Source organism: Aestuariibius sp. HNIBRBA575 (assembly GCF_040932005.1).
GTDB lineage: Bacteria > Pseudomonadota > Alphaproteobacteria > Rhodobacterales > Rhodobacteraceae > CANLNM01.
In genome coordinates this window covers 209,383-231,994 of the sequence record NZ_CP162414.1, presented here as the reverse complement: position 1 = coordinate 231,994, position 22,612 = coordinate 209,383, and the positions used below count along the sequence as shown (strand labels likewise).

23 protein-coding genes are annotated in these 22,612 nt (G+C 55.5%); 12 read left to right on the top strand and 11 right to left on the bottom strand.

Features of this window, described 5'->3' with window-relative positions:
- Nucleotides 1-6: 6 nt before the first annotated feature.
- The 3 genes from AB1F12_RS01165 to AB1F12_RS01155 form a co-directional block, all read right to left on the bottom strand.
- Nucleotides 7-1,314, bottom strand: coding sequence for a mechanosensitive ion channel family protein (locus tag AB1F12_RS01165; protein WP_368188204.1), 1,308 nt, complete (start codon nt 1,312-1,314; stop codon nt 7-9).
- Nucleotides 1,315-1,516: 202 nt separating this feature from the next.
- Nucleotides 1,517-2,125: an enoyl-CoA hydratase/isomerase family protein gene (locus AB1F12_RS01160; protein WP_368185960.1), complete on the bottom strand. Its 609-nt coding sequence runs from the start codon at nt 2,123-2,125 to the stop codon at nt 1,517-1,519.
- Complete coding sequence (locus AB1F12_RS01155; RefSeq protein WP_368185957.1) at nt 2,122-2,871, bottom strand: SDR family oxidoreductase; 750 nt, start codon at nt 2,869-2,871, stop codon at nt 2,122-2,124. The genes AB1F12_RS01160 and AB1F12_RS01155 overlap by 4 nt, the downstream gene beginning before the upstream one ends.
- Nucleotides 2,872-3,005: 134 nt before the next feature.
- Here AB1F12_RS01155 and AB1F12_RS01150 point away from each other — a divergent pair, with 134 nt between their 5' ends.
- The 7 genes from AB1F12_RS01150 (at nt 3,006) to lpxK (ending at nt 10,900) form a co-directional block, all read left to right on the top strand.
- The gene (locus AB1F12_RS01150) at nt 3,006-4,502 is read left to right on the top strand and encodes a DUF2125 domain-containing protein (RefSeq protein WP_368185955.1); all 1,497 of its coding nucleotides are present in this window, start codon (nt 3,006-3,008) and stop codon (nt 4,500-4,502) included.
- Nucleotides 4,503-4,576: 74 nt separating this feature from the next.
- Nucleotides 4,577-6,115 carry a hypothetical protein gene (locus AB1F12_RS01145; RefSeq protein WP_368185953.1) on the top strand — a complete coding sequence of 513 codons (1,539 nt, stop codon included), beginning with the start codon at nt 4,577-4,579 and terminating at the stop codon, nt 6,113-6,115.
- Nucleotides 6,116-6,175: 60 nt separating this feature from the next.
- Nucleotides 6,176-7,525: a TldD/PmbA family protein gene (locus AB1F12_RS01140; protein WP_368185951.1), complete on the top strand. Its 1,350-nt coding sequence runs from the start codon at nt 6,176-6,178 to the stop codon at nt 7,523-7,525.
- Complete coding sequence (locus AB1F12_RS01135) at nt 7,518-8,285, top strand: 3'(2'),5'-bisphosphate nucleotidase CysQ (protein ID WP_368185949.1); 768 nt, start codon at nt 7,518-7,520, stop codon at nt 8,283-8,285. Before AB1F12_RS01140 ends, AB1F12_RS01135 begins: the two co-directional genes overlap by 8 nt.
- 132 nt (nt 8,286-8,417) lie before the next feature.
- Nucleotides 8,418-8,660, top strand: a complete 243-nt coding sequence (locus AB1F12_RS01130) for a DUF4170 domain-containing protein (RefSeq protein WP_368185947.1) — start codon at nt 8,418-8,420, stop codon at nt 8,658-8,660.
- 12 nt (nt 8,661-8,672) lie between these two features.
- Nucleotides 8,673-9,902: a 3-deoxy-D-manno-octulosonic acid transferase gene (locus AB1F12_RS01125; protein WP_368185946.1), complete on the top strand. Its 1,230-nt coding sequence runs from the start codon at nt 8,673-8,675 to the stop codon at nt 9,900-9,902.
- Entirely contained in the window at nt 9,902-10,900 is a 999-nt protein-coding gene (gene lpxK, locus AB1F12_RS01120; protein ID WP_368185944.1) for a tetraacyldisaccharide 4'-kinase, read from the top strand. The genes AB1F12_RS01125 and lpxK overlap by 1 nt, the downstream gene beginning before the upstream one ends.
- On the opposite strand, the gene AB1F12_RS01115 is transcribed toward lpxK, so the two are convergent.
- From AB1F12_RS01115 to AB1F12_RS01105, 3 genes are read right to left on the bottom strand one after another with little or no spacing between them, the layout of a single operon-like run.
- On the bottom strand, nt 10,889-12,010 hold the full coding sequence (locus AB1F12_RS01115) for a CaiB/BaiF CoA transferase family protein (protein ID WP_368185942.1): 1,122 nt from the start codon (nt 12,008-12,010) through the stop codon (nt 10,889-10,891). The two genes, lpxK and AB1F12_RS01115, sit on opposite strands and share 12 nt — an antisense overlap.
- Nucleotides 12,010-12,669, bottom strand: coding sequence for a DsbA family protein (locus tag AB1F12_RS01110; protein WP_368185940.1), 660 nt, complete (start codon nt 12,667-12,669; stop codon nt 12,010-12,012). The genes AB1F12_RS01115 and AB1F12_RS01110 overlap by 1 nt, the downstream gene beginning before the upstream one ends.
- A gap of 13 nt (nt 12,670-12,682) precedes the next feature.
- Nucleotides 12,683-13,201, bottom strand: coding sequence for a DUF721 domain-containing protein (locus AB1F12_RS01105; protein ID WP_368185939.1), 519 nt, complete (start codon nt 13,199-13,201; stop codon nt 12,683-12,685).
- Between the two features lie 65 nt (nt 13,202-13,266).
- Between AB1F12_RS01105 and mutY the strand changes: the two genes are divergently transcribed.
- Both mutY and AB1F12_RS01095 read left to right on the top strand, forming a co-directional pair.
- On the top strand, nt 13,267-14,316 hold the full coding sequence (gene mutY / locus AB1F12_RS01100; RefSeq protein WP_368185938.1) for an A/G-specific adenine glycosylase: 1,050 nt from the start codon (nt 13,267-13,269) through the stop codon (nt 14,314-14,316).
- Nucleotides 14,317-14,369: 53 nt separating this feature from the next.
- Nucleotides 14,370-15,515 carry an alkane 1-monooxygenase gene (locus tag AB1F12_RS01095; RefSeq protein WP_368185937.1) on the top strand — a complete coding sequence of 382 codons (1,146 nt, stop codon included), beginning with the start codon at nt 14,370-14,372 and terminating at the stop codon, nt 15,513-15,515.
- Nucleotides 15,516-15,642: 127 nt separating this feature from the next.
- Here AB1F12_RS01095 and AB1F12_RS01090 read toward each other — a convergent pair whose 3' ends face one another.
- From AB1F12_RS01090 to AB1F12_RS01080, 3 genes are all read right to left on the bottom strand, one after another.
- Nucleotides 15,643-16,752 (bottom strand): site-specific DNA-methyltransferase, encoded by a 1,110-nt coding sequence (locus tag AB1F12_RS01090; protein WP_368185936.1) that lies wholly within the window; start codon nt 16,750-16,752, stop codon nt 15,643-15,645.
- A gap of 104 nt (nt 16,753-16,856) precedes the next feature.
- Nucleotides 16,857-17,480: a ribonuclease HII gene (locus tag AB1F12_RS01085; RefSeq protein WP_368185935.1), complete on the bottom strand. Its 624-nt coding sequence runs from the start codon at nt 17,478-17,480 to the stop codon at nt 16,857-16,859.
- 125 nt (nt 17,481-17,605) lie between these two features.
- Nucleotides 17,606-18,145: a hypothetical protein gene (locus tag AB1F12_RS01080; RefSeq protein WP_368185934.1), complete on the bottom strand. Its 540-nt coding sequence runs from the start codon at nt 18,143-18,145 to the stop codon at nt 17,606-17,608.
- A 182-nt stretch (nt 18,146-18,327) separates the two neighbouring features.
- On the opposite strand from AB1F12_RS01080, the gene AB1F12_RS01075 reads away from it, so the two are divergent.
- A complete protein-coding gene (locus AB1F12_RS01075) occupies nt 18,328-18,615 on the top strand; it encodes a hypothetical protein (protein ID WP_368185933.1) in 288 nt (95 codons plus the stop codon).
- Entirely contained in the window at nt 18,587-19,291 is a 705-nt protein-coding gene (locus AB1F12_RS01070; protein ID WP_368185932.1) for a transcriptional regulator, read from the top strand. The genes AB1F12_RS01075 and AB1F12_RS01070 overlap by 29 nt, the downstream gene beginning before the upstream one ends.
- Before the next feature lie 3 nt (nt 19,292-19,294).
- Here the strand turns inward: AB1F12_RS01070 and AB1F12_RS01065 are convergent, their stop codons facing one another.
- Both AB1F12_RS01065 and AB1F12_RS01060 read right to left on the bottom strand, forming a co-directional pair.
- Nucleotides 19,295-19,615: a hypothetical protein gene (locus tag AB1F12_RS01065; protein WP_368185931.1), complete on the bottom strand. Its 321-nt coding sequence runs from the start codon at nt 19,613-19,615 to the stop codon at nt 19,295-19,297.
- Nucleotides 19,616-19,738: 123 nt separating this feature from the next.
- Nucleotides 19,739-20,077, bottom strand: coding sequence for a hypothetical protein (locus AB1F12_RS01060; protein ID WP_368185930.1), 339 nt, complete (start codon nt 20,075-20,077; stop codon nt 19,739-19,741).
- A gap of 322 nt (nt 20,078-20,399) precedes the next feature.
- Between AB1F12_RS01060 and AB1F12_RS01055 the strand changes: the two genes are divergently transcribed.
- Entirely contained in the window at nt 20,400-22,604 is a 2,205-nt protein-coding gene (locus tag AB1F12_RS01055) for an NADP-dependent isocitrate dehydrogenase (RefSeq protein WP_368185928.1), read from the top strand.
- Nucleotides 22,605-22,612: the final 8 nt, after the last annotated feature.

Genomic DNA, 22,612 nt, shown 5'->3' with positions numbered 1-22,612 from the left:
CGGGGGTCAGCCACTGGGGAACTGGCCTTTGATTTCGACAACGCGATGCGGATACGGGATTTCTATTCCTGCCTCTTTCAGCGCGTTCCAAACCGCAAACAGCACATGCGACGTGTATTTATTGCGCCCATCATCAATGCCGTTGACCCAAAATTCGACAGCAAAATCAATGCCGCTATCGCCAAACCCGCGCAGTTCACAGTCTGGACCATCGGGATCTTGTAACACGAAATCCAGCTTGGACACGGCGGCATCAATGATACCCGGCACCAGGTTGATATCAGTGTCATAGCTCACGGAAAACGCGGCCTCATAGCGATTGGCAGATCCGCTATCGGAATAATTGACCACCCGCGTGACGATGAAATCTTCGTTGGGAACAACGATCCATTTGCCATCATAGGTTTCCAAAATGGCGGCCCGCGCGGTCATTTTAACAATCGTCCCGGCTTCGCCGCCATCCAGTTCGACGTAGTCGCCAACCGTGGCCTGCCCTTCGAGCAACAGGATGATCCCCGAGATAAAGTTGGACGCAATTTTTTGCAGGCCAAAACCGATCCCAACACCCAATGCACCGGTCAGCACAGCGAGCGACGTCAGCGGGACGCCCATGATGTTCATCAAGATTAAGAAGGCCACCCCAAAGATCGCTATTTCTGCCGTCTTTTCCGCCAATTGACGTGTGGCCGGGCGCATCTCTTCTTGTTTTTTGATAAAGGTTGACGATTGGTCATTTGACCAGCGCCCAAACCAGAAAATCACGCCAGCGATGACGATAAATTTCAGCAGCCACAACAGGTTAAACGACAGGTTGCCCAATGGGACTACGGTCGCTTCCAACTTGGCTGCGACGGGATCCAACAGGCCCAGCGCGTAAAAAGCGCCAACTGGGATCAACACCACTTTGCCCAGCAAACGCAGGAACGGATCGGTTAACATATCCCGCGCAAAGGCCCGCACGGCGAGGAACAGGAACACCCGTTTCCCGAACGCAATCATCGCGCCAGAGCCAAAAATCGATCGGGTCACCTGTTCCCCGGCCGAGGTCAGCGCAAAGGCCAACAGCGGAAGGAGTAACGGCGTGAACATCAGTGTGAACCGACGTATCTTGGACAGGATCGACTGGTTATCCTCGGCGGGCGTCAGCAATTTTTCAATTTTTGGACGCAGGCGTTTGGTCAGGTAAACGGCCAACAGGTAGCTTAGGATGATCAGCGCAAATTGCGACCACGCCGCCGGGCTGAGCAGCCATGACAGCGCAATATCCCCCGCCTGCAATGCATATTCGACCACACGCTGCACGATCGGTGGCATGGTTTCCGCCCATTCCGGCAAGGCAGGTGGAGGTCCGATCACAGGTTCGGCCATCGCTGGTTCAACAGCGTCGGTTGCTGCGGTGATCGCAGTGGTATTGGCGTCGGTATCCTGTTCCATAAACCTTCACTCTTTTGCAAAAATGGTCCGCGCTTCTATAGCGAAGGAACCAGGACGCGCAAAGAGCGTCGCACCGTTACGTTCAGGAACACAGGGATTTGATCCCGTGGATCAGATCCGGGCGGGCATTCAAAACATCGTCCCCCAGCGCCAGCGCAGCATCCAACGGCGATGTGGCGATCCGATCGATCAACCCCCATGCCAACGCTTCGGTGGCGTCTATTTTTTGCCCCGCCATCAGGATCATCTTTGTGCGCGCCGGGCCGATCAGGGCCGTCATGCGTTTGGGATCGGACGGTTGCGGCAGATATCCGCGTTTCATCACCGGATAAAAGAATTTGGCATGCGGCGCTGCAATCCGGATGTCACAGGCCAGAACCATGCCATTGGCCCCACCTGCAACTGTGCCATTCAGCGCAGCGACGGACAGGCCGGGGAAATCAACGATGGTTTGTGACAGGTGTTCCCATGCGTCGGACACGGCCAGATCGCCATTGGCCACATCGTCCAGATCAGCCCCCGCGCTGAACACGCTGCCTTCGGCGGTCAGCACCAGCATTTTGGCCTCGGTCGCGGAATTTTCGATCGCCATCGACAATTGGCACAGCATGTCTTGGGTCAGGGCGTTGGCTTTGTCGACGCGATCAATGACCAGATGCAACACGTCGCCGATTAAATTGGCCCGGATCATGCGACACCCACTTTTTGGCGAATGTCTGGGTCACGCAGGGACACATCTGCGCCCAGATATGCGTCTGCCTCTGGGCCGCACATCCAGATCAACGCTTTGGCGACCCATTCAGGGGGAATGTGATCGGACCATTCCAATGCGCTGACCGGGTTGATCCCCGATGCCTTGATTTCGCGCTGCATTTCGGTGGCCACTGTGCCCGGTGACAGGCCCAGCACCCGCACACCCAAATCGCGATTTTCTTTGTCCGCGCATCGCGTCAGCATATAGGCCCCCGCCTTTGAGCTACAATAGGCCGACCATGCCTCAACAGGGCCATGGGCCGCACCGGATGAAATGGTGATGATGGTGCCGCTGCCCTGTTCGATCATCCCCGGCAATGCGGCACGCATACCGTTGAACACGCCTTTTAGGTTGATGTCGATTGTATGCCCATAGGCGTCAGGGTCGGTGCCCGCCAAATGACTGATCGGGTCGATCACGCCTGCATTGCCGATAAACACATCCAACCGCCCAAAGGTTTTGATTGTCGCGTTTACGGCTGCCTCTAGTTCCCAATACCGGCTGACATCACAGGGAATCGCCAACGCATTGGGCCCGATTTCACCGGCAATCGTCGCGATCTGATCTTCGTTTCGGGCCAATAGGGCAACCTTGGCACCCTGAGCGGCGAATAACCGCGCAGCCGATTCCCCGATGCCCCGACTGGCGCCCGTGATCAGAATTACCTTTTCCGTCATATCCATGCCATTTTCCTCATCCAGCAGAAGCCCATGGGAATTCGTGCAAAATTTCCACAGTCTTGTTTTCCCCACCTTGACCTCTTTGAGGAAGAAGGGGAATGCTGATTACAGATTTTTAAACTAGGGGAGACAACCCAATGACCCGTTTTAACCAAGCAAGCCAAATTGCTTTAATTATTTCCCTCGCTGGCAGCACTGCCGCATTCGCCGATGTCACCGCCCAACAGGTTTGGGAAGATTGGCAAGAAACCATGGGCATGTCCGGCGAAGTCAACATCGCCATCGGTTCAGAAACCGCATCCGGCGGCACCATTTCTGTGACCGATCTGGTTGTGTCCATGCAAGAGCCCGATATTTCCGTGACCTCTACCATTGGATCGCTTGAGTTCACAGAACAGGGGGACGGCACGGTTGCGGTGACCCTATCACCTGAGAACACAATTGATCTGGTTCTGGAAGGCACACCTGTTTCGATCACCGCGACAAATGATGACATGAACATCGTTGTGTCCGGCGATCCAAGCGAATTTAACTATGCCGTGTCCGCTGACAGCTATGCGCTGACTGTGACCAGCATCGAAGATGACGAAGTCGTCTTGAATGACATCAGCGTCGTGATTTCCGGCATTTCCGGGACTTATGTGACGCACACATCTGACCTGCGGAACGTGTCCTACAACATGGCTGCGGAAAACACGACCATTGTGGTTGATGTGTCCGAAAACGGCGGCGGCGGGGTCGTTCAGATGGCCGGTACGCTGGCGGATCTGGCGGCAGCCGCGCAGATCGCGATGCCATTGAACATGATGGAAATGGAAAACCCCGACAACATGTTCGTTGATGGTTTCGCAGTTGAAGGCGGCTATTCTGTAGGTGCCACAGAATACAGCATGAATTTCAACGCTGACGGCGACATGGCCCAAGGTGCCGCATCCTTTGACGGCGCCAATGTTGCGCTGGCCATGGGCATGGACGGTTTTGCCTATCAGGGCGCCATTCAAAACCTCGCGGCCAACATTGTCGGGTCCGAAATTCCATTGCCAGTGGAATTCGCAATGGAAGAGTTGTCTTACGGCATCGACGTTCCAGTTTCTGCCAGCGACGACCCGCAGGATTTTGCGCTGAACATGACCTTGGGCGGTTTGACCGTGAACGAATTGCTGTGGTCCATGGCCGACCCAGCGGGCGTGTTGCCACATGATCCGGCCACTGTGTCCTTTGATCTGACTGGTGCGGCGAAACTGTTCTTTGACGTGCTGGACCCATCTCAGGCTGATGCTTTGGCCATGTCTGACATGCCCGGCGAACTGCATTCTCTGAACCTGAACAACCTGACTGTGTCGCTGGTTGGCGCAGAAATTCTGGGTGACGGCGCATTCACATTCGACAATACCGATCTGGAAACATTTGACGGCCTGCCACGCCCCATGGGTGAACTGAACCTGGCCATCAACGGTGCCAACGGTCTGATCGACAAGCTGATCCAGATGGGTCTGATCCCAGAACAAGAAGCCATGATGCCCCGCATGATGATGGGTATGTTCACCACACCCGTGGGTGATGACATGTTGACCTCAAAAATCGAAATCAACGAACAAGGCCACATTTCGGCCAATGGCCAGCGCTTGCAATAAGCGCGGTTAATCCCCAAATAATAGGCCGTGCGACCCGTCGCGCGGCCTTTAGCATTTTACCACAGGACACTCCATTGACCCGTCTTTTTAGTTCCGCCGCCATCCTGCCCCTGATCATCGCAACCCCAGCTTTGGCTGACGTGACCGCCGATGATTTGTGGTCTTATTACCAAGATTCCTATGCCCAATTCGGGGTGAACCTGACCGTAAACCAAGCCCGTGACGGCAATGTTGTAACGTGGTCCGACATCAGCGCAGAAATCGTTCTGCCGATGGATTTTGGTGAAATCACATTGCGCACCGGCCCGTTCACATTGACCGAAAACAGCGATGGGTCGCTGAATATTGACGTTCCGGGTGCAGGCGCGATCAACTTCTTTGGGATATTTGGCCCCGATGATGATGTAACCGTCACCGGTCAGATCCTGACGACCTCTTCCGGGTTGGTCACCGTGGTCACAGGCGCGCCCGACGACATGACCCTGACCAGCACATATGATGAAATCACCTTTGAAATCGCCGATCTGGACCTGACCAGCGACGTCGAAGACCTTCCCTTTGTGTTTGAATTGTCCGGCAATCAGCGCAACGGCAATTCAGTCACCCGGATTGTGAACGCTGATCTGACCAACATCGAAATGACCTACAAACTCGAGGAAATGAACTATACATTCCACATGTCTGGTCCAGATGGTCTGGATCAAACCCAAACCGGTCAAACCCGTGATACGCAGAGCCGCAGCCTGATTTCGATCCCGGATATGCCGCTGGATTACATGAACATCGCCAGCGCAATCCGCGCCGGTCTGGCGATCCAAATGGATGCGACATCCGCCTCCTCCACCACACTTGTAAGCGGTCGTGACGTCAGTGGCATGGTGATGAACCAAGACCAACGTATGGGCGCAACCCAACAATCGCTGTCTTTTGGGGCGGACGGGCTTAGCTTTGATGGTGCGTTTGCAGATATCACCGCCAAAATCGGAATGCCTGAATTCATGCCGATGGACATCGACCTCGCAATCCCGCAGGGGTCTTATGCGTTCGACATCCCCATTCAAGCCGACATCGCCGCGCAGGATTTCCGCTACATGGTGTCGATCACCGACATCACCGTAAACGAAGACATCTGGCGTTTGGTTGACCCATCCGAACTGATTGCCCGTGACCCCATCGATTTCACCATTGATCTGGGCGCGGACGTGATCCTGAAACAGGATTTGCTCGACTTCAACGGTGTGATGGCGCTGGCGAACCAAGCGGATGATCCGCTTGCCTTCTTTGATATTGAAACGGTCAAACTGGACGCCCTGAACCTCAGCGCGGCTGGGGCCGCATTGGTGGCAAATGGCGCGTTTACCCTGGACATGACCGACATGGTCACAATGGGTGGTTTCCCCCGCCCAGAAGGCCGCGCCGAGGCGGAAATCACTGGTTATAACCAATTGGTGGATACGTTGATCGAAATGGGCGTGTTGGCCGCCGAGGACGCAATGGCCGCCCGGATGGGTCTGGCAATGTTCACCCAAGCCACCGGTGACGACGCCGTCGCAACCGAGCTTGAAGTCAACGCAGAAGGCCATGTCATCGTGAACGGACAACGCATCCGCTAACGCAATGCTTGCAGGTTGGGGGCTGGGGCACTAATTCGGTCTGAAAGAAAAGGATCTGGAATGACCGAGATTTCGCTCAGCGCCCTGACCGGCCAATTGTTGGACGCCGCCCGCAAGGCCGGCGCCGACACCGCAGATGCCATGGCCGTCGAAGGAACATCCCTGTCCATCGACGTGCTGGACGGCAAATTGGAACACGCAGACCGGTCCGAAGGGATCGATATCGGGCTGCGGGTTCTGATCGGTCAGCGGCAGGCCTGTGTGTCTGCCTCTGACATTTCAACCCGCACCATTGACGAAATGGCCGCCCGTGCGGTGGCCATGGCCAAAGAAGCCCCAGAAGACCCCTATGCCGGGCTGGCCGATCCATCGCAGCTGGTGACAGATTATGACACCGACGCGCTGGAATTGTTCGACCCCTCCGACGAACCCGATCCGCAAATGTTGCAGGATGATGCGCTGCGCGCTGAAGCCGCTGCTGCGGGCATTTCTGGCGTCACACAGGTGCAATCAGCCAGTGCGGGCTATGGACGCAATCGCATCCATATGGCTGCCACCAACGGATTTTCCGCAGGATATCAACGCTCTAACCGGGCGATTTCCTGTGTTGCGATTGCCGGGACGGGTGCTGGCATGGAACGCGACTATGACCATGACAGCCGTATTTTTCAGTCTGATCTAACGGACGCAACCGAAATTGGGGTCAGTGCCGGGGAACGCGCTGTGGCCCGGCTGGATGCCCGCAAACCCAAAACCGGGACTTATCCGGTGTTGTTTGACGAACGGGTTGCTTCTTCGCTGATTGGGCATTTGCTGGCGGCGATCAATGGGATTGCCATCGCGCGCGGGGCTTCGTTTTTGCGGGATGCCATGGGTGAACAGGTTCTGCCCGACCATTTGTCCCTGATCGAAGATCCGCATCGCAAACGCACCGGCGCGTCCCGCCCGTTTGATGGCGAAGGCCTGCCAACGCAATCACGTGCCATTGTTGAAAATGGCCGCTTGACCACATGGACGCTTGATCTGGCCACGGCACGTCAATTGGGGCTGCAATCCACTGGCAACGCGGCGCGCGGCACGGCGTCGCCTCCTGGGCCGTCCGTGTCCAACGTGGCGCTGACCCAAGGCACCGCCAGCCGCGACGACCTGATCCGCGACATGGGCACAGGCCTGTTGGTCACATCAATGATCGGATCGACCATCAATCCCAATACCGGCGATTATTCCCGCGGGGCCGCGGGGCTTTGGGTGGAAAACGGCGAAATCAGCCATACGGTGAACGAATGCACCATTGCCGGAAACCTGCGCGATATGTTGCAGCGGATCATCCCAGCCAATGACGCGCAAACGCACCTTAGCCGTGTTGTGCCATCGCTGCTGATCGACGGATTGACCCTTGCTGGTGAGTAAGAATCTACAGCTTTTGTTGGACGTGGCGGAAACAGCCGGGCGCATCGCGACCCGGCATTTCCACGCGGCCCCAGAAATCTGGGACAAACCCGGCAATGCAGGCCCCGTGACCGAGGCCGATCTAGAAGTCGACCGCACGTTAAAGGCCGAATTGCTGTCATCACGCCCCGATTACGGCTGGCTGTCTGAAGAGTCCGAAGACAATGCCGACCGGCTGCACACCGACAAACAATTCATCATCGACCCGATCGATGGCACGCGGGCCTTTATCCAGAAATCCAAGGATTGGTCCCATTCCATCGCCATTGCCCAAGGTGGCGTGGTCACACATGCAGTGGTCTATCTGCCCCTGCGCGATGAAATTTATGCCGCAGAATTGGGCCGGGGTGCGACGTTAAACGGCACACCGATTGCGGCGTCCCAACAAACCGACCTATCCGAAACCAGCGTTCTGGCGGCCAAACCGAACTTTGCCGACAAAAACTGGAAAAATGGCACCCCACCGGTGAAACCACATTTCCGATCCTCGCTGGCCTATCGGTTATGTCTGGTGGCAAGCGGTCGATTTGATGCGATGATCACGCTGCGCCCCAGTTGGGAATGGGACATCGCCGCAGGGGGCCTGATCGTTTCCGAAGCCACCGGCACATCCACGGATCGCACCGGGTCTGAACTGCGCTATAATAATCCGCATCCACAGTTGAATGGCGTGCTGGCGGCGGGCGCGATCCATCCGCAGCTTTTGTCGCAACTGCGTTAATACCCGTTTATTTACAAACCCTTATGGCACAACCCAACGGTGACCGCCCTCTGGCGCTACGGTCCAATCCCTTGACCCTGTTGGGTAAACGCGTAGGTTGCCCCTAACCCTAACCACAGCCGGAGTTCCCCTATGGCCCAACGTTTGCATCTTGTCTTTGGCGGTGAATTGATCGACCCAAGCCAGAACGCGTTCAAAGATATCGACGACATCCATATCGTTGGCATGTTCCCCGATTATGCCTCGGCCTATGACGCCTGGAAATCCGAAGCGCAACGCACCGTCGACAATGCCCATATGCGGTATTTCATCGCCCATATTCACCGTCTACGTGACGAAGAAACCGAAGTGTCGCCGACCGAAGAACTCGGATAAACGGTCCCGCCCATGTCCAAATCCCTGCCGCTCCAAGCGCTGATGGCGTTGCGTCGCAAACAAACCGTCGCGACGCCAAGTCTAAGCGAAAAAAACCGAACGGCAGGGCCGGTGATTTGCATCCACCTGACCAGTTGGGGGGATTTGCCTGCCATTTGCAGTTTGGGGCAACGTATCTGTGCGGATGAATTTCTGCTGTCCGGGCCGCCGCCGTCGTTGACCATCATCGGCCCCGCCCGAAACTGCCCCAACAGCGACCACCCTCGGATTACGATCCAGCCGGAACCGGCCGAAAATCGCGGCGAAATTGCCCGTTTTTTGGTGAAAACCCAGCCTGACTTGCTGATCTGGACCCATGGCAGGTTGCAACCTTCTTTTTTGGCTGAGGCGGATGCGTTAAACATCCCGCGTATTTTGATCAATGCGCGCAACAATGATCTGTCTTTGACGTCGGGGCGGTGGATTCCGGGGGTAATGCGCGCCCTGCTGGATGGATTTGTACACATTATCGCCGCTGATGATGGCGCGGTTCAACGTTTGCGGCGCACGGGTGTGGCGGCCAATAAAATTGATGCTTTGGGCAAATTGCACAGCGAAACACTGCCGCTGACCTGCAATGAGGCCGAGTTTTCTGAAATGTCATCGCTGGTCGGGTCACGTCCGGTTTGGTTGGCGATGAATGTCCCCGAAAGCGAATTCCGGTTCATTGCTCAGGCGCATCTGGCGGCCAGTCGCCGCGCACCGCGCTTGTTATTGCTGATGCGCCCTACAACCCCGGACATCACAGAATCCAGCCTCGCATTGCTGCGTCAGGGTGGTTTGAATGTCGCGGTGCGATCACACGGGGATGATCCAACCGATTCCACTCAGATCTACGTGACCGACTTCGAAGACGAAGACGGGCTCTGGCTGCGACTGTCACCGATCACCTTTTTCGGCGGCACTTTGACCAGTGGGGTCTGCCACTCACCGATGGAGGCCGCGGCGCTTGGATCGGCCATATTGCACGGTCCGCGCGTCAATGATCGCGCGTCATCGTTTCGCAAGCTCGCCGAACGCGGCGCTGCGCGGTTGGTGCGCGATGCGCTGGATTTGGGCGAAGCGGTCGAGGCGCTGCTTGCACCTGACAGATCGGCCGAAATGGCGTTGGGCGGATGGGAGGTCGCGGCGTCCGGCGCGGCCGTCACCAACCGGGTGATTGAGCTGATCGTGGCCCTGCTCGACGAAGCGGAGGACGTGTAATGCGCACGCCGTCGTTTTGGCATCTGCCCCCAGACAAGCCAGGTTTGACTGCGCGACTTCTGACCCCGATTGGGATGTTATATGGCGCCGCAACGGCCCGCAGGATCCAGAAACCGGCGGATATCCATCCAGATATTCCTGTTATTTGCATCGGAAATATCAATGCCGGTGGCACAGGAAAAACCCCAACCACCATTGCGTTGATCCAACGGTTGATCGCGCGGGGGCGCGTGCCCCATGTGGTCACACGCGGACATGGCGGCACGTTGACGGGTCCCATTCGTGTGGATGAAACCAAACATAACGCCGGTGATACCGGGGATGAACCGCTGCTTTTGGCCGCGTTTGCCCCCACTTGGGTCGCCAAAAACCGCGCTGATGGTGCACAGGCCGCGCAGCAGGCCGGTGCGGATGTGATCCTATTGGATGATGGGTTTCAAAATCCGACCATCGCCAAGGATCTGTCGCTGATTGTGGTCGACGCCGCCAAAGGCTTTGGCAATGGGCGGTGCATTCCTGCCGGACCGTTGCGTGAAAAAGTGTCGGCCGGGCTGGGGCGTGGGGATATATTGCTGTCCATCGGGCCGGATCGCATGCAAACCCGGTTCACCCAAGTTTGGGGCGCCAAACTGCCCGATACATTGCCGCACCTGACCGGCCATTTGGCACCCTTGCAAACCGGGATGCCGTGGGCCGGATTGCGTGTGCTTGCCTTTGCCGGGATCGGCCACCCGGACAAATTTTTCACCACTTTACGGGACCTTGGCGCGGATGTGATCCGGGGCGAAGCCCTGAGCGATCATCAACCCTTGACCAAACCATTAATGAACCGATTGCTGGCCGAGGCACAGGCCCAAAACGCGCAATTGGCCACAACGGAAAAAGACGCCGTGCGATTGCCTGATGCGTTCCGCAGGCAGGTTTTGACATTGCCGGTCCGGTTGGAAATCGCAGATTGGTCAGCGCTGGATGCTGCCTTAGGCCGGTTAGGGCTTTAGCAAATCCTGATGTTCGCCAAGGCTGGGGGATGGATCATCCATGGACAAGTCCGCCCCCGAAAACCGGATCGGGCAGCGCACCGACGGCACGCCATCTAATGACATTTGCAATCCGCGTGCTTTGACATGTGGGTCGTCAAACACTTCGGCCATGTCATTGATCGGCCCGGCCGGAACCCCGGCGTTTTCACAGGCTTGCAACAGGTCAGATTTGGTCCAAGTCATTGTCAAAGCGGACAAAATCGGCACCAATATTTCGCGATGTTCCAGCCGCGCAGGATTAGTTGCAAATCGTGGGTCATCCGCCAGATCCTCCTGTCCCAATAGCCCAACAAATTTGCGGAACTGACCATCATTGCCCACGGCGATAATGATAAACCCATCCGCGCAGTCAAACACCTGATAAGGCACAATATTTGGATGGGCATTGCCCAATCGGGTCGGCGCCGTCCCCGAGGCAAGATAGTTCATCGCCTGATTGGCCATCACCGATGTCGCCACATCCAACAAAGCCAGATCAAGCTGCTGTCCAGCCCCCGTGCGGTCGCGCTGAATAATCGCGGCCAAAATGGCATTTGACGCGTAAAGCCCGGTAAAAATGTCTGTGACCGCGACGCCAACCTTTTCGGGTTGCGCATCTGGTTCGCCGGTGACGGACATCAGGCCAGACATGCCCTGAATGATGAAATCATAGCCCGCGCGTTTGGCATATGGGCCATCTTGGCCAAAGCCGGTGATCGAACAATAGATCAGTCGCGGGAATTGCGCAGACAGGCTGGCATAATCCAGCCCATATTTAGCCAAACCACCAACTTTAAAGTTTTCGATGACAACATCTGCATCCGCCAACAGCTTTAGCAATTGCGCCTTGCCGTCGGGTGTACGAAAATCGATCACAACCGATTTTTTGCCACGGTTTGTACCGTGGAAATAGGCCGCCGCCCCGTCGCGTTCAACAAAGGGCGGGCCCCATTTTCGGGTGTCATCACCGTCTGGGCTTTCGACCTTGATGACATCAGCACCCAGATCCGCCAGAAGTTGGCCAGCCCAAGGGCCCGCCAAAATCCGCGCAAGTTCAACAACTTTGAGCCCAGCCAGTGGTGTCGTCATCAAGCGTCAATCAGCCCGTCAATAATCACGGCCATGTCAGAGAAGCTCATGTTTGGGTGCTTTTCACCATTGATGAACAGGGTGGGTGTCGATGTCACCTGATCCCGCGCAGCGTTGTCTTCGTACCAATTGACCAAAGACTGCGCCATACCGGCATCTTGCATACAGGCATCCAACGCGTCGTCGGTCAGACCTGCGGTTTTACCAATCGTGCGCAGCTGTTCAACGATTGCAGCCGCGCTTTCGGCGCGGGCCCATTCGCCCTGTTTTTCCATCAGCAATTCAACGATTCCGTGGAACCGCATTTCGCCGCCACACCGGGCCACCATAGATGCCCACAGACCTGGACGGTCAAAATAGACTTCGCGGAAAATGAACCGCACTTTGCCGGTGTCGATATATTCACGCTGCAGATCTTTGAATTGATTGGCGTGGAAGTTCGCGCAATGTGGACAGGTGAACGACGCGTATTCGATGATTTCCACCGGTGCATCCGCAGAACCCAGCACGATGTCCTGAATTTCAATCGGGCCGGTTGCTTCTTGGGCATTTGCGGCGCCGGGCAATAGGTCCGATTGCGGTTTGGATTGGCTCATCCAATAGGAACCACCAGCAACAAGGGCCAGGGCAGAGGCCCCAATAAAGAATCGTCTGTCCATGATCGTCTCAATCCTATCTCTTATGTTTCTTTGTCTTGGATAGTACATTGGTCGCCAACGCTTCTAGCGCAAGGCGTAGTTTTTCATCCCCTGCCCCATCGGCAAGAGCTTGCGCTTCTTTCACAACATCCGGATCAGGGCGTTTTTCCGCCTTGGGGGCATGGGTGAATTGTGCTTGGCCTTCGGCAAAGCCAACGGGGGCGGTTTGGGTGATGCGAATACGCGAAATCGCGCGATAGCCGTAACAGGCGTTCACCTTTTCCAGTATCTGGGTTTTCTGCATTTCCAGCATCGGTGCCTGCGCCCCGGTGGTCAGTAATGACAGCGTCGCGCCCATGGATCCCCGACCATAGGACACTTCGACCGGGCGGGCAATTTGGGCCACAGCGCTGCCGACAATTTCCACCCAATGGGTCAACAACCGCGACTGCGCAAAGCCGCGACTTTCGGTGGCTTCGCGGATACGCGATTGCAACAGGCCCGAAGTCCGGGCAAACCCACGTGTGGTGCTATGGCGATACGGTGTCTTCATGTTGGGCGTATCTTAAACGAGGCACCGCCGAGAGCCAGCAAAACCGCGACAAAAGGGCATAAAGAATGCGTGAGAGGTTAAACGCTGAATTATTGGACTGGTATGACCATCATGCGCGGATCATGCCATGGCGTGTCGGCCCTGCGGATCGGCGGGCTGGTGTAATGCCCGATCCATATCGCATCTGGCTGTCCGAAGTCATGTTACAGCAGACAACCGTCGCCGCCGTAAAGGATTATTTCGTCCGTTTTACAACACGTTGGCCGGATGTTCAGGCGCTGGCCAATGCTCGCGACGAAGATGTGATGGGCGAATGGGCCGGGCTGGGATATTACGCGCGCGCACGTAATTTGCTGAAATGCGCCCGCGCGGTGGTTGCGGATCATGATGGGCAATTTCCGGATAATCTGGATGCGTTGCTGACCTTGCCGGGAATCGGTCCTTATACAGGTGCGGCGATTTCTTCGATTGCGTTTGACCGGGCTGAAACCGTGCTGGATGGCAATGTGGAACGGGTTATGGCCCGCATGTTTGACGTTCACACGCCCCTGCCCGCGGCCAAACCTGACTTGATGAAATTAGCGGCCGATCTGACGCCACAGGCGCGCCCCGGCGATTACGCACAGGCGGTGATGGATCTGGGCGCCACGATCTGTACCCCGAAAAACCCCGCATGTGGGTTATGCCCTTGGCGGTCTGATTGCGCGGCGCGATTGGCAGGCACACAGGCTGAATTGCCGAAAAAAACACCCAAGAAACCGAAACCGACCCGGTATGGCATCGCCTATGTGGCCCGCCGCGTCGATGGTGCGTTTTTGCTGGAACGCCGCCCCGACAAGGGTCTGTTAGGCGGCATGTTGGGCTGGCCCGGGTCGGAATGGGGCGACGTTGCCACAGAATGCCCGCCCATCCGCGCCGAATGGCAGGATGTTGGTGCAGAGGCACGTCACACATTCACCCATTTCCATCTGCGATTGCGGGTCATGACCGCGTTGGTCCCGATGGATCGCGCACCAGATCACGGCGCATTTGTCGCGCAATCCGATTTTCGCCCGTCTGATTTGCCAACCGTGATGCGCAAGGCGTTTGATTTGACGATCAAAGGCCGCAATTGATCAATTGAACCAACGGGTTTAGCGTGCCGGTGTTGATCCTGCGGAGCCGCACAATGAGTACCGATCCAAGCCCCAAATCGCCCATCGCAAACCTGACCAGTGCTTTGCCGTTTTGGTTGTCGACGCTGCTGATCCCGCTGACTTGGTTGGCGGCCACGCAGGGCGGCTGGTGGATCGCAGCTTTGCCGGCATTCACGTGGTACATGTTCACAATTCTGGATGCGCTGACCGGGTTGAACCTGACCAATGCGGATCTGGACACGCCGGAAACTGATCTGTTTTGGTATCGCTTGGTCACCGTTTTATGGGCGCCATTACAATACATTACCCTATTCGGCGTCCTTTGGTTCGTGACCCGCACAGACCATTTATCCGGTTTCGAAATGTGGGCGCTGTTTTTTGGCATCGGGGTTATGACCGGGACCATCGGCATCAATTATTCACATGAATTAATGCATCAAAAACCAAAATGGGAACGTTGGTTGGGGGATTTGTTGCTGGCATCCGTTCTGTATTCACATTTCCGGTCCGAACATCTGTTGGTGCATCACCGCTATGTGGGCACGCCGCGCGACCCGGTCACGGCCCGCTATAACGAAGGGTTCCACCGGTTTTTCCCACGTGTGTTAAAGCAATCAATAACGTCGTCGTTTCGCGCTGAGCGGGATATGTTGGCACGTAAATCATTGCCATGGCATGTTTTTTCCAACCCGTTCTGGCGCTACTGGGCATTGCAAGGCGCCGCCATTTTGCTGGCGATCGTCATTGGTGGCTGGCTGGGATTGGTGTTGTTTTTGGTCCAGGCGATGACCGCGATATGGCAGTTAGAGCTGGTCAATTACATCGAGCATTACGGGCTGACGCGCAAACATTTGGGGGATGGAAAATACGAACATGTTCTGCCTCGGCACAGCTGGAATGCCGCGCATAAGGCATCGAATTGGTTGTTGATCAATCTGCAACGGCATTCGGATCATCACTATAAACCGGATCGCCGGTTCCCATTGCTGCAAAACTATACCGAAGAAGACGCGCCACAATTGCCATTTGGCTATCCGATCATGACCATGGCCGCGATGATGCCGCCCGTTTGGCGACGTGTGATGAACCCGCGTGTTCGTAAATGGCGGGCGCAATATTATCCGGAAATCACCGATTGGGCGGCTTACAAAACTGGTACAAATCCGATGCCGCGATAGCTGGTAAAATCATAATTTCATTACGAAAAAACCCTGCCAGACCCAAAGGAATGGCAGGGGTAAGTTATGTGCCACGGCACGAGTAGCCGCAGGCACCGGCGGTAAACTTTATTAATTCGTTTGGATCTTAGTGCTCGCGCATTTCGGCACGGATCTGTTGACGCAACAGATCAATTGGCACCATCTGGCCTTCGCGTTTGAAGGCCCAATAGGTCCAGCCATTGCAGGATGGCGCGCCTTCTAGATGGGCCCCGACCTGATGGATTGACCCTTTGATGTCATCGCCAATCAGGGTGCCGTCTGCACGCACTTTGGCTTTGTGACGTCCGTTCAAGGACCAAAGCTGTTCGCCCGGACGCAGCATGCCGCGTTCCACCAATTGACCAAACGGAACCCGAGGTTCTGCACGTTTAGAGGTCGAAACCTGCAACGCGTCGCGGTCAAATTTGCGGATCTTGCTGATGCGTTTTTCAGCAACTTTACGATATTCAGCTTCGCGTTCGATGCCGATAAAATCACGACCCAGCATTTTGGCAACCGCACCCGTGGTCCCGGTTCCAAAGAAGGGATCCAAAACCACATCGCCCGGATTCGTTGTCGCCAACAGGACGCGGTGCAACAGGGCTTCTGGTTTTTGGGTTGGGTGGGCTTTTTCGCCCTCAGCGTTTTTCAGACGTTCGTGGCCTGTGCAAATCGGGATCACCCAATCAGACCGCATCTGCGTGCCTTCGTTCAGGGCTTTCAACGCTTCGTAGTTGAACGTGTATTTCGCGCCTTCGGCCTTGGACGCCCAAATCAGCGTTTCATGGGCATTGGTCAGGCGTTTGCCACGGAAATTCGGCATTGGGTTGGATTTGCGCCACACAACGTCGTTCAAAATCCAGAACCCTTGGTTTTGCAGCTCGGCCCCCATACGAAACACGTTGTGATAGGATCCGATGACCCAGATCGCACCGTTTGGTTTCAAAATGCGCCGCGCAGCGGTCAGCCATTCATGGGTAAAACGGTCATAGGCACCAAATGACGAAAACTGATCCCAATCGTTGTCAACAGCGTCCACTTTGGAATTATCGGGGCGATGCAGGTCGCCGCGCAGCTGCAAATTATAGGGCGGATCCGCAAAAATCAGATCCACAGACCCTTCGGGAAGGCTGTTCATTCTCTCGATGCAATCGCCATCAAGAATCGTGTTTAGAGGGAGCGCCGCCGCGCTCTTTTTCTTCGTCATTGTTTTCATTTCTGCCTCGTTATGCCCGGCGCTTTTGCGCTCTGTGGTTGAGGACAATGATGAGTCAGAGGCGATTCGGTGTCAAAAACTTTATTGAATCAATCACTTAAGAATTAACCTTGATACAAGATATTGTGTACCGGTTTAAACGTACGTCTATGGTGTGGGGTCACCCCAAGTTTTAGCAGCGCCGCTTTGTGTGCCGGGGTGGGATAACCGGCGTTTTTTTCCCATCCATAACCGGGATGCTGTTGCGCCAAATCCACCATTATCTGATCGCGCCTAACTTTTGCCACAATTGAGGCCGCCGCGATGGACAGTGATTTGGTGTCGCCTTTGACAATTGGATCGGCGGATAGGTTCAGACCACGGGGCAATTGTTTGCCATCAATCAGCAGGTGGTCGGGTGTTTGTCGCAACCCAGCCACCGCCCGCATCATCGCAATATGGGATGCACGCAGAATGTTTTGTTCTTCGATTTCGCGCACGCTGGCATGGGCGATCGACACATCCGCGACCTCCAACAACTGTTCGAACAAAAACAGGCGTTTCTTTTCGCTCAGCTGTTTGCTGTCATTCAGGCCGTCGGGGATGTTGTCCGGGTCCAAAATAACGGCCGCCGCCGTCACTGGCCCTGCCAGAGGACCGCGCCCCACTTCGTCGACCCCCGCAATGTGCAAAAACCCCCGCTCAAAGGCAGAGGTTTCAAAATGGAAATCGGGAATGCTCTTGGTCATATGCTTTCTTACGGCACCAGAATGTAAACGCCAAGGATTGGAACCATGAAACAGGGGCAGAGACCATGTCCTATCTCTGCCCCTACGCGCGCTGCAAAACTGGGGAAGAACGCAGCGTTGCGCGATCAGCGGCTGATGCTTACTCCGTTGCGGCGCAGGCAGCGCACGCCATATCCCCGGCGCATTCCGATATCGGTAGAGATTTCAACGCGGCATTGACGTGGCAAATGGCGGGCATTGTCGACATTGCGTTCCACACAGCGTCTGACAGCGATCCGGCGTTCCCCCCGCTGGGTGGTAAAGGTCCGCACGCAGCTTCTTGGGACGGATAGCTGGCGTTGCTGGCGCACACGATCATTCCGATCGGGGTCGTAGCCATGATCATATTGCCCGTGATGGTGTTCGTCATTGTTCAGCCGGTTAAAACGATCATTCCAGTCAGCGCGATCATTTCGGTCAATCCGATCATCCCGCGCATTACGGTTGTCACGATTTTCGCGGTCGTTTTGGTTTTGAATGGCGCTGCCGATCACAGCAATTGCCGCCAAACCAAACAGGATCTGACCGATCCGTTCTTCGTCTGTGGTGGCCATGGCTGGTGTTGCGGTGATACCTGACAGGGCAATCGAAAGGGCGGAAACGCCTGCAATCAATGTCTTTTTCATTGGGCTGATCCTTTTCATTCTGATGTCCGGGACAACAACCATGTACGTCATCCAAGAAGCGATGAAAGGATTTGGCACCAAGCGCCGCCCCAAACCAATATCAGCCGCGTGATAGGCGTTATCATGATCAATCCGATGCAAGGTTATTGAATAACAACACCCGTCCGGTGCATGTTTGGCGCATGAAACACACTCTTTTCTCTCTAACGCTCCTTTGTGGGACGATGGTCGCCAATCTGGCATCCGCCGATTGCTATGCCGACTACAAAGCAAAGCGTGACGATCCTCTTCGGCTGCATTACGGTGTTGCGCAGATAAACGGCGACTGCACCCCGGCTGTGGCATCAGATCAATTGCGGGGGCGCTTGGCGGCGGACAATTGGCAATTGCTCAATGTGCTTGGCGTTTTTGACGATGCGGGCCTTGAGGAAAGGAGAGACAGTGCAGGCGAGTTCTACCTCCGCTACTGAGACGCGGCAGACCGGCAACCGGATTGTTATTGCAGGCATTGGGGCTATCGTTGTGATCCTTGGGGTTGCGGCGGTGTTGCTGTTTCTGAACCTGCCGGACGCCAACGCCTTTAATATGCGTGTCGAACAATTGTTCGTGGAAAACGACAATCTGACATCCAATGCTGAAATCAAATTGCTCGAAATTCTGGCACAATCAGGCACGGCGTTTTCGGACACTTTGGCGTCTTATCGCTTTGTGATCTTTGTGCTGTTGGTGTTTGCATCTGCCTTGTTGGCGGCGGCGGTCGCGTTTTTGGTGATGCTGATCATATTGAACCGGCGCATGGGTCAGATCGAACGCCAAGGCATCGAAGTGTCATCCCTACTGATTTCACGCGACCAGAACACCGTGTATCTGAACAACTTTGAATTCAAATTGACCACAGCCGCGATTGAAACGCTGAGCGTACTGGCCGAGGCACGGATGGATGACGAAGTGTTGTCCGGGTCCGAAATCGAAGCTGTTATATCTGGCCGCGATGCATCCGATTGCGACGAAGCCGCAGGCGCCACCCGGATCAAACGGTTGCGTGACACGTTGGGCAATCAAATGATGAGCGAACTGTTGGTGAAAAATATCGCGCGGCGCGGCTATATGCTGGCCATCGACAAATCCGTTATTCAGATGGTGTGACGGTCAGTGCTTCAGGTTCAGGAAATACGGATCAACCCGGCGCCAGTAATGTAGCAAATCCCGGCCAAGCACCACGTCCCGCCCCATGGCTTCGATCGCCAAAACGTCACCGGCGACCAATGCCGCCAATCGATAGGCGCGCTCTGCGCTGGCCGCGCTGGAATCACCAGAAACGAGGTCTTCTAATTCGGAGGCCGCATTGGTCAGCGCAAAACTGATCATCAATGCCTTTTCGCCCGGCCACTTGCGCGCAAGCGCACGGACCAGCCGAGCAACGCGAAACGATTGCCCTGATGCCAATTCTTCAATTACAAACTCGACCATTTCGTCGAGAACCAGCCCCGTACCCAAACTAACCCCAAACTATTTTGCGTAATCCTGGAATAGATTGCGAATAGCACACTCTGTCAGTGTTAGGGACTCGTTTATTAACCAATAGGCCTTGGATCACTGCATCCGCAGGAATAATGGGTCCACACGGCGCCAAAAGTGCAGCAAATCCCCAGCAAAAGACGGGTTTTGTCCCATGGATTGCACCGCATGAACATCCGCTGAAATCAACGCAGACAACCGATAGCCCTGACTGATGGCGGGGTCTTTTTTGCTTTCGTCTTCGATGGCGCCGGTCGCTGACGTCACGGCATAAACCAAACTTAACGCGGGCTCTGATGGCCATTGTTCGGCCATACGCCTGACCATTGCGCGTTTGCGATCCGCATTTCCGGATGTCAATTCAATCTTTGCAAAGTCAATCATTTCATCGAGCACAGCGCGGGTCTCAGTCATCACACAACCACCTATTTAGATTTTACGCCTCAGTTGGTCCTAGAGTCCTAAGCAGGAACCGACAAAGAGTCTAAACTAAGTTGAAAATTTGATTAATTTGTAATCGGTTAATAATTAACATCGCGCCTCTCTTTTTTGATGCATTTTTTCTGCCATTTTCCAGTTGTGATTTGACGATGGGGCGAACATCCTTCGCATTTCGGCGTGATTGCAGACTTCATCACTGGAATGCGACCATTTGCGTGAATGTATACCAATGTATGCCATGGACGACTCGCTTTGCTTGCCTTATGGAAAGGCAAACTCAAGATAGGTGTCCAAAATGTCAGATCAGACCAATCCCGATATTATCTACACAAAAGTTGACGAAGCCCCAGAGCTGGCGTCGGCCTCTTTCCTGCCCATCATCCAAAGCTTTGCCGCGGCGGCAGGTGTGGTTGTCGGCACCAAAGACATTTCTTTGGCGGGCCGCATCATTGCGACATTCCCGGATTTCCTGACCGAAGATCAGCGTCAAAACGACGATCTGGCCGCTTTGGGCCAATTGGTCAAAACACCTGAGGCCAACGTGATCAAGCTGCCAAACATTTCGGCATCTGTTCCACAATTGGTGGCTGCGGTTAAGGAATTGCAGGAACAGGGTTTTGCCCTGCCCGATTATCCAGAATCGCCCAGCACAGACGCGGATAAAGAAATTCGCGCCCGTTACGACACTATCAAAGGGTCGGCTGTGAACCCGGTTCTGCGCGAAGGCAATTCCGATCGCCGCGCCGCCAAAGCTGTTAAAAAATACGCGCAGGACAATCCGCACCGGATGGGGGATTGGTCCGCTGACAGCAAAACCCGCGTTGCGTCCATGTCGGGCAACGATTTCTTTTCCAACGAAACTTCGGCGACTTTGGCCAACGAAGCGACTGCCAAAATCGTTTTGGAAACCGCTAATGGCGAAACCGTACTTAAGGACGGCATCACCTATCCCGCCGGCACCGTGGTTGACGCGACATTCATGTCCGGCGCTGCATTGGATGCGTTCCTGGCCGATGAGATTGAAAAAACCAAAGCCGAAGGCACGCTGTTTTCGCTGCACATGAAAGCCACGATGATGAAGGTGTCTGACCCGATCATCTTTGGTCACGCGGTGAAAATGTGGCTGGCACCTGTGTTTGAAAAATTCGGTGCTGAATTGGATGCGCTGGGTGTGAACCCGAATTCTGGCATGGGGGATCTGCTGGCCCGTGTTGACGGCAATGCCGACATCAAGGCCGCCATCGCAGACATCACCAACGCCCGTCCGCCCATGTATATGGTCGACAGCGACCGTGGCATCACCAACCTGCATGTCCCATCTGACGTGATCATCGACGCATCCATGCCCGCCCTGATCCGCGCTGGCGGCAAAGGCTGGGGCCCAGATGGCAAAGAAGCCGATACCAATTGCGTGATCCCGGATAATTCCTATGCGCCCGTTTATGACGAAAGCATCAAATTCTTTAAGGAAAACGGCAAGTTGAACCCAGCCACCGCAGGCACCGTTCAAAACGTTGGCCTGATGGCGCAAAAAGCCGAAGAATACGGATCCCACCCCACAACGTTCGAAATCAAAGAGGCCGGAACGGTCAAAATGATCCTCGATGATGGCTCCGTTCTGCATTCCCACGACGTTCAGCCGGGCGACATCTGGCGGTCCGCATCCGCCCGCAAAGCCCCGATCGAAGACTGGGTCAATCTGGCCATCGATCGTCAGCGTGCCGAAGGGTGCCAGGCGATTTTCTGGCTGGACGCCAACCGCGCCCATGACGCAGAGCTGATCAAATACGTCACGCCAATTCTAGAAGCCAAAGGTGTGGCCGACAAATTTGCGATCATGGCCCCACGTGCTGCGACCCGCGCATCACTGGAAACCATCACCAAAGGTGACAATTCCATCGCGATCACCGGCAACGTGTTGCGCGACTATCTGACCGATTTGTTCCCAATTCTGGAACTGGCCACATCCGCGAAAATGCTGTCGATTGTGAAATTGATGCAGGGCGGTGGGTTGTTTGAAACCGGTGCGGGTGGGTCCGCCCCGAAACATGTTCAGCAATTGCAGTCAGAAAACCACCTGCGTTGGGACAGCCTGGGTGAATTCTGCGCCCTGGGTGAAAGCTTGCAATTCCTGGCCGAAACACGTGGCAACGAAAAAGCCCGCGTTTTGGGTCAGGCCGTCGATGCCGCAACCCAAGGCATTTTGGACGATAACCGGTCCCCATCCCGCAAAGTTGGCGAACCAGATAACCGCGACAGCCACTATTGGTTTGCGCGCTACTGGGCACAGGCATTGGCCGCGCAAAGCGACGATGCCGATCTGGCCGCACATTTTGCCCCAATCGCCACCGCATTGGTTGACGGTGAAGCAGCGATCACCAGCGAATTGGCCGCAGCCCAGGGTCCTGCCGCTGATCTGGGCGGCTATTTCCGCACGGATGATGCCAAAACTGCCGCAGTGATGCGCCCATCCGCAACTTTGAACGGCATTATCGGCTAAACCGCTGA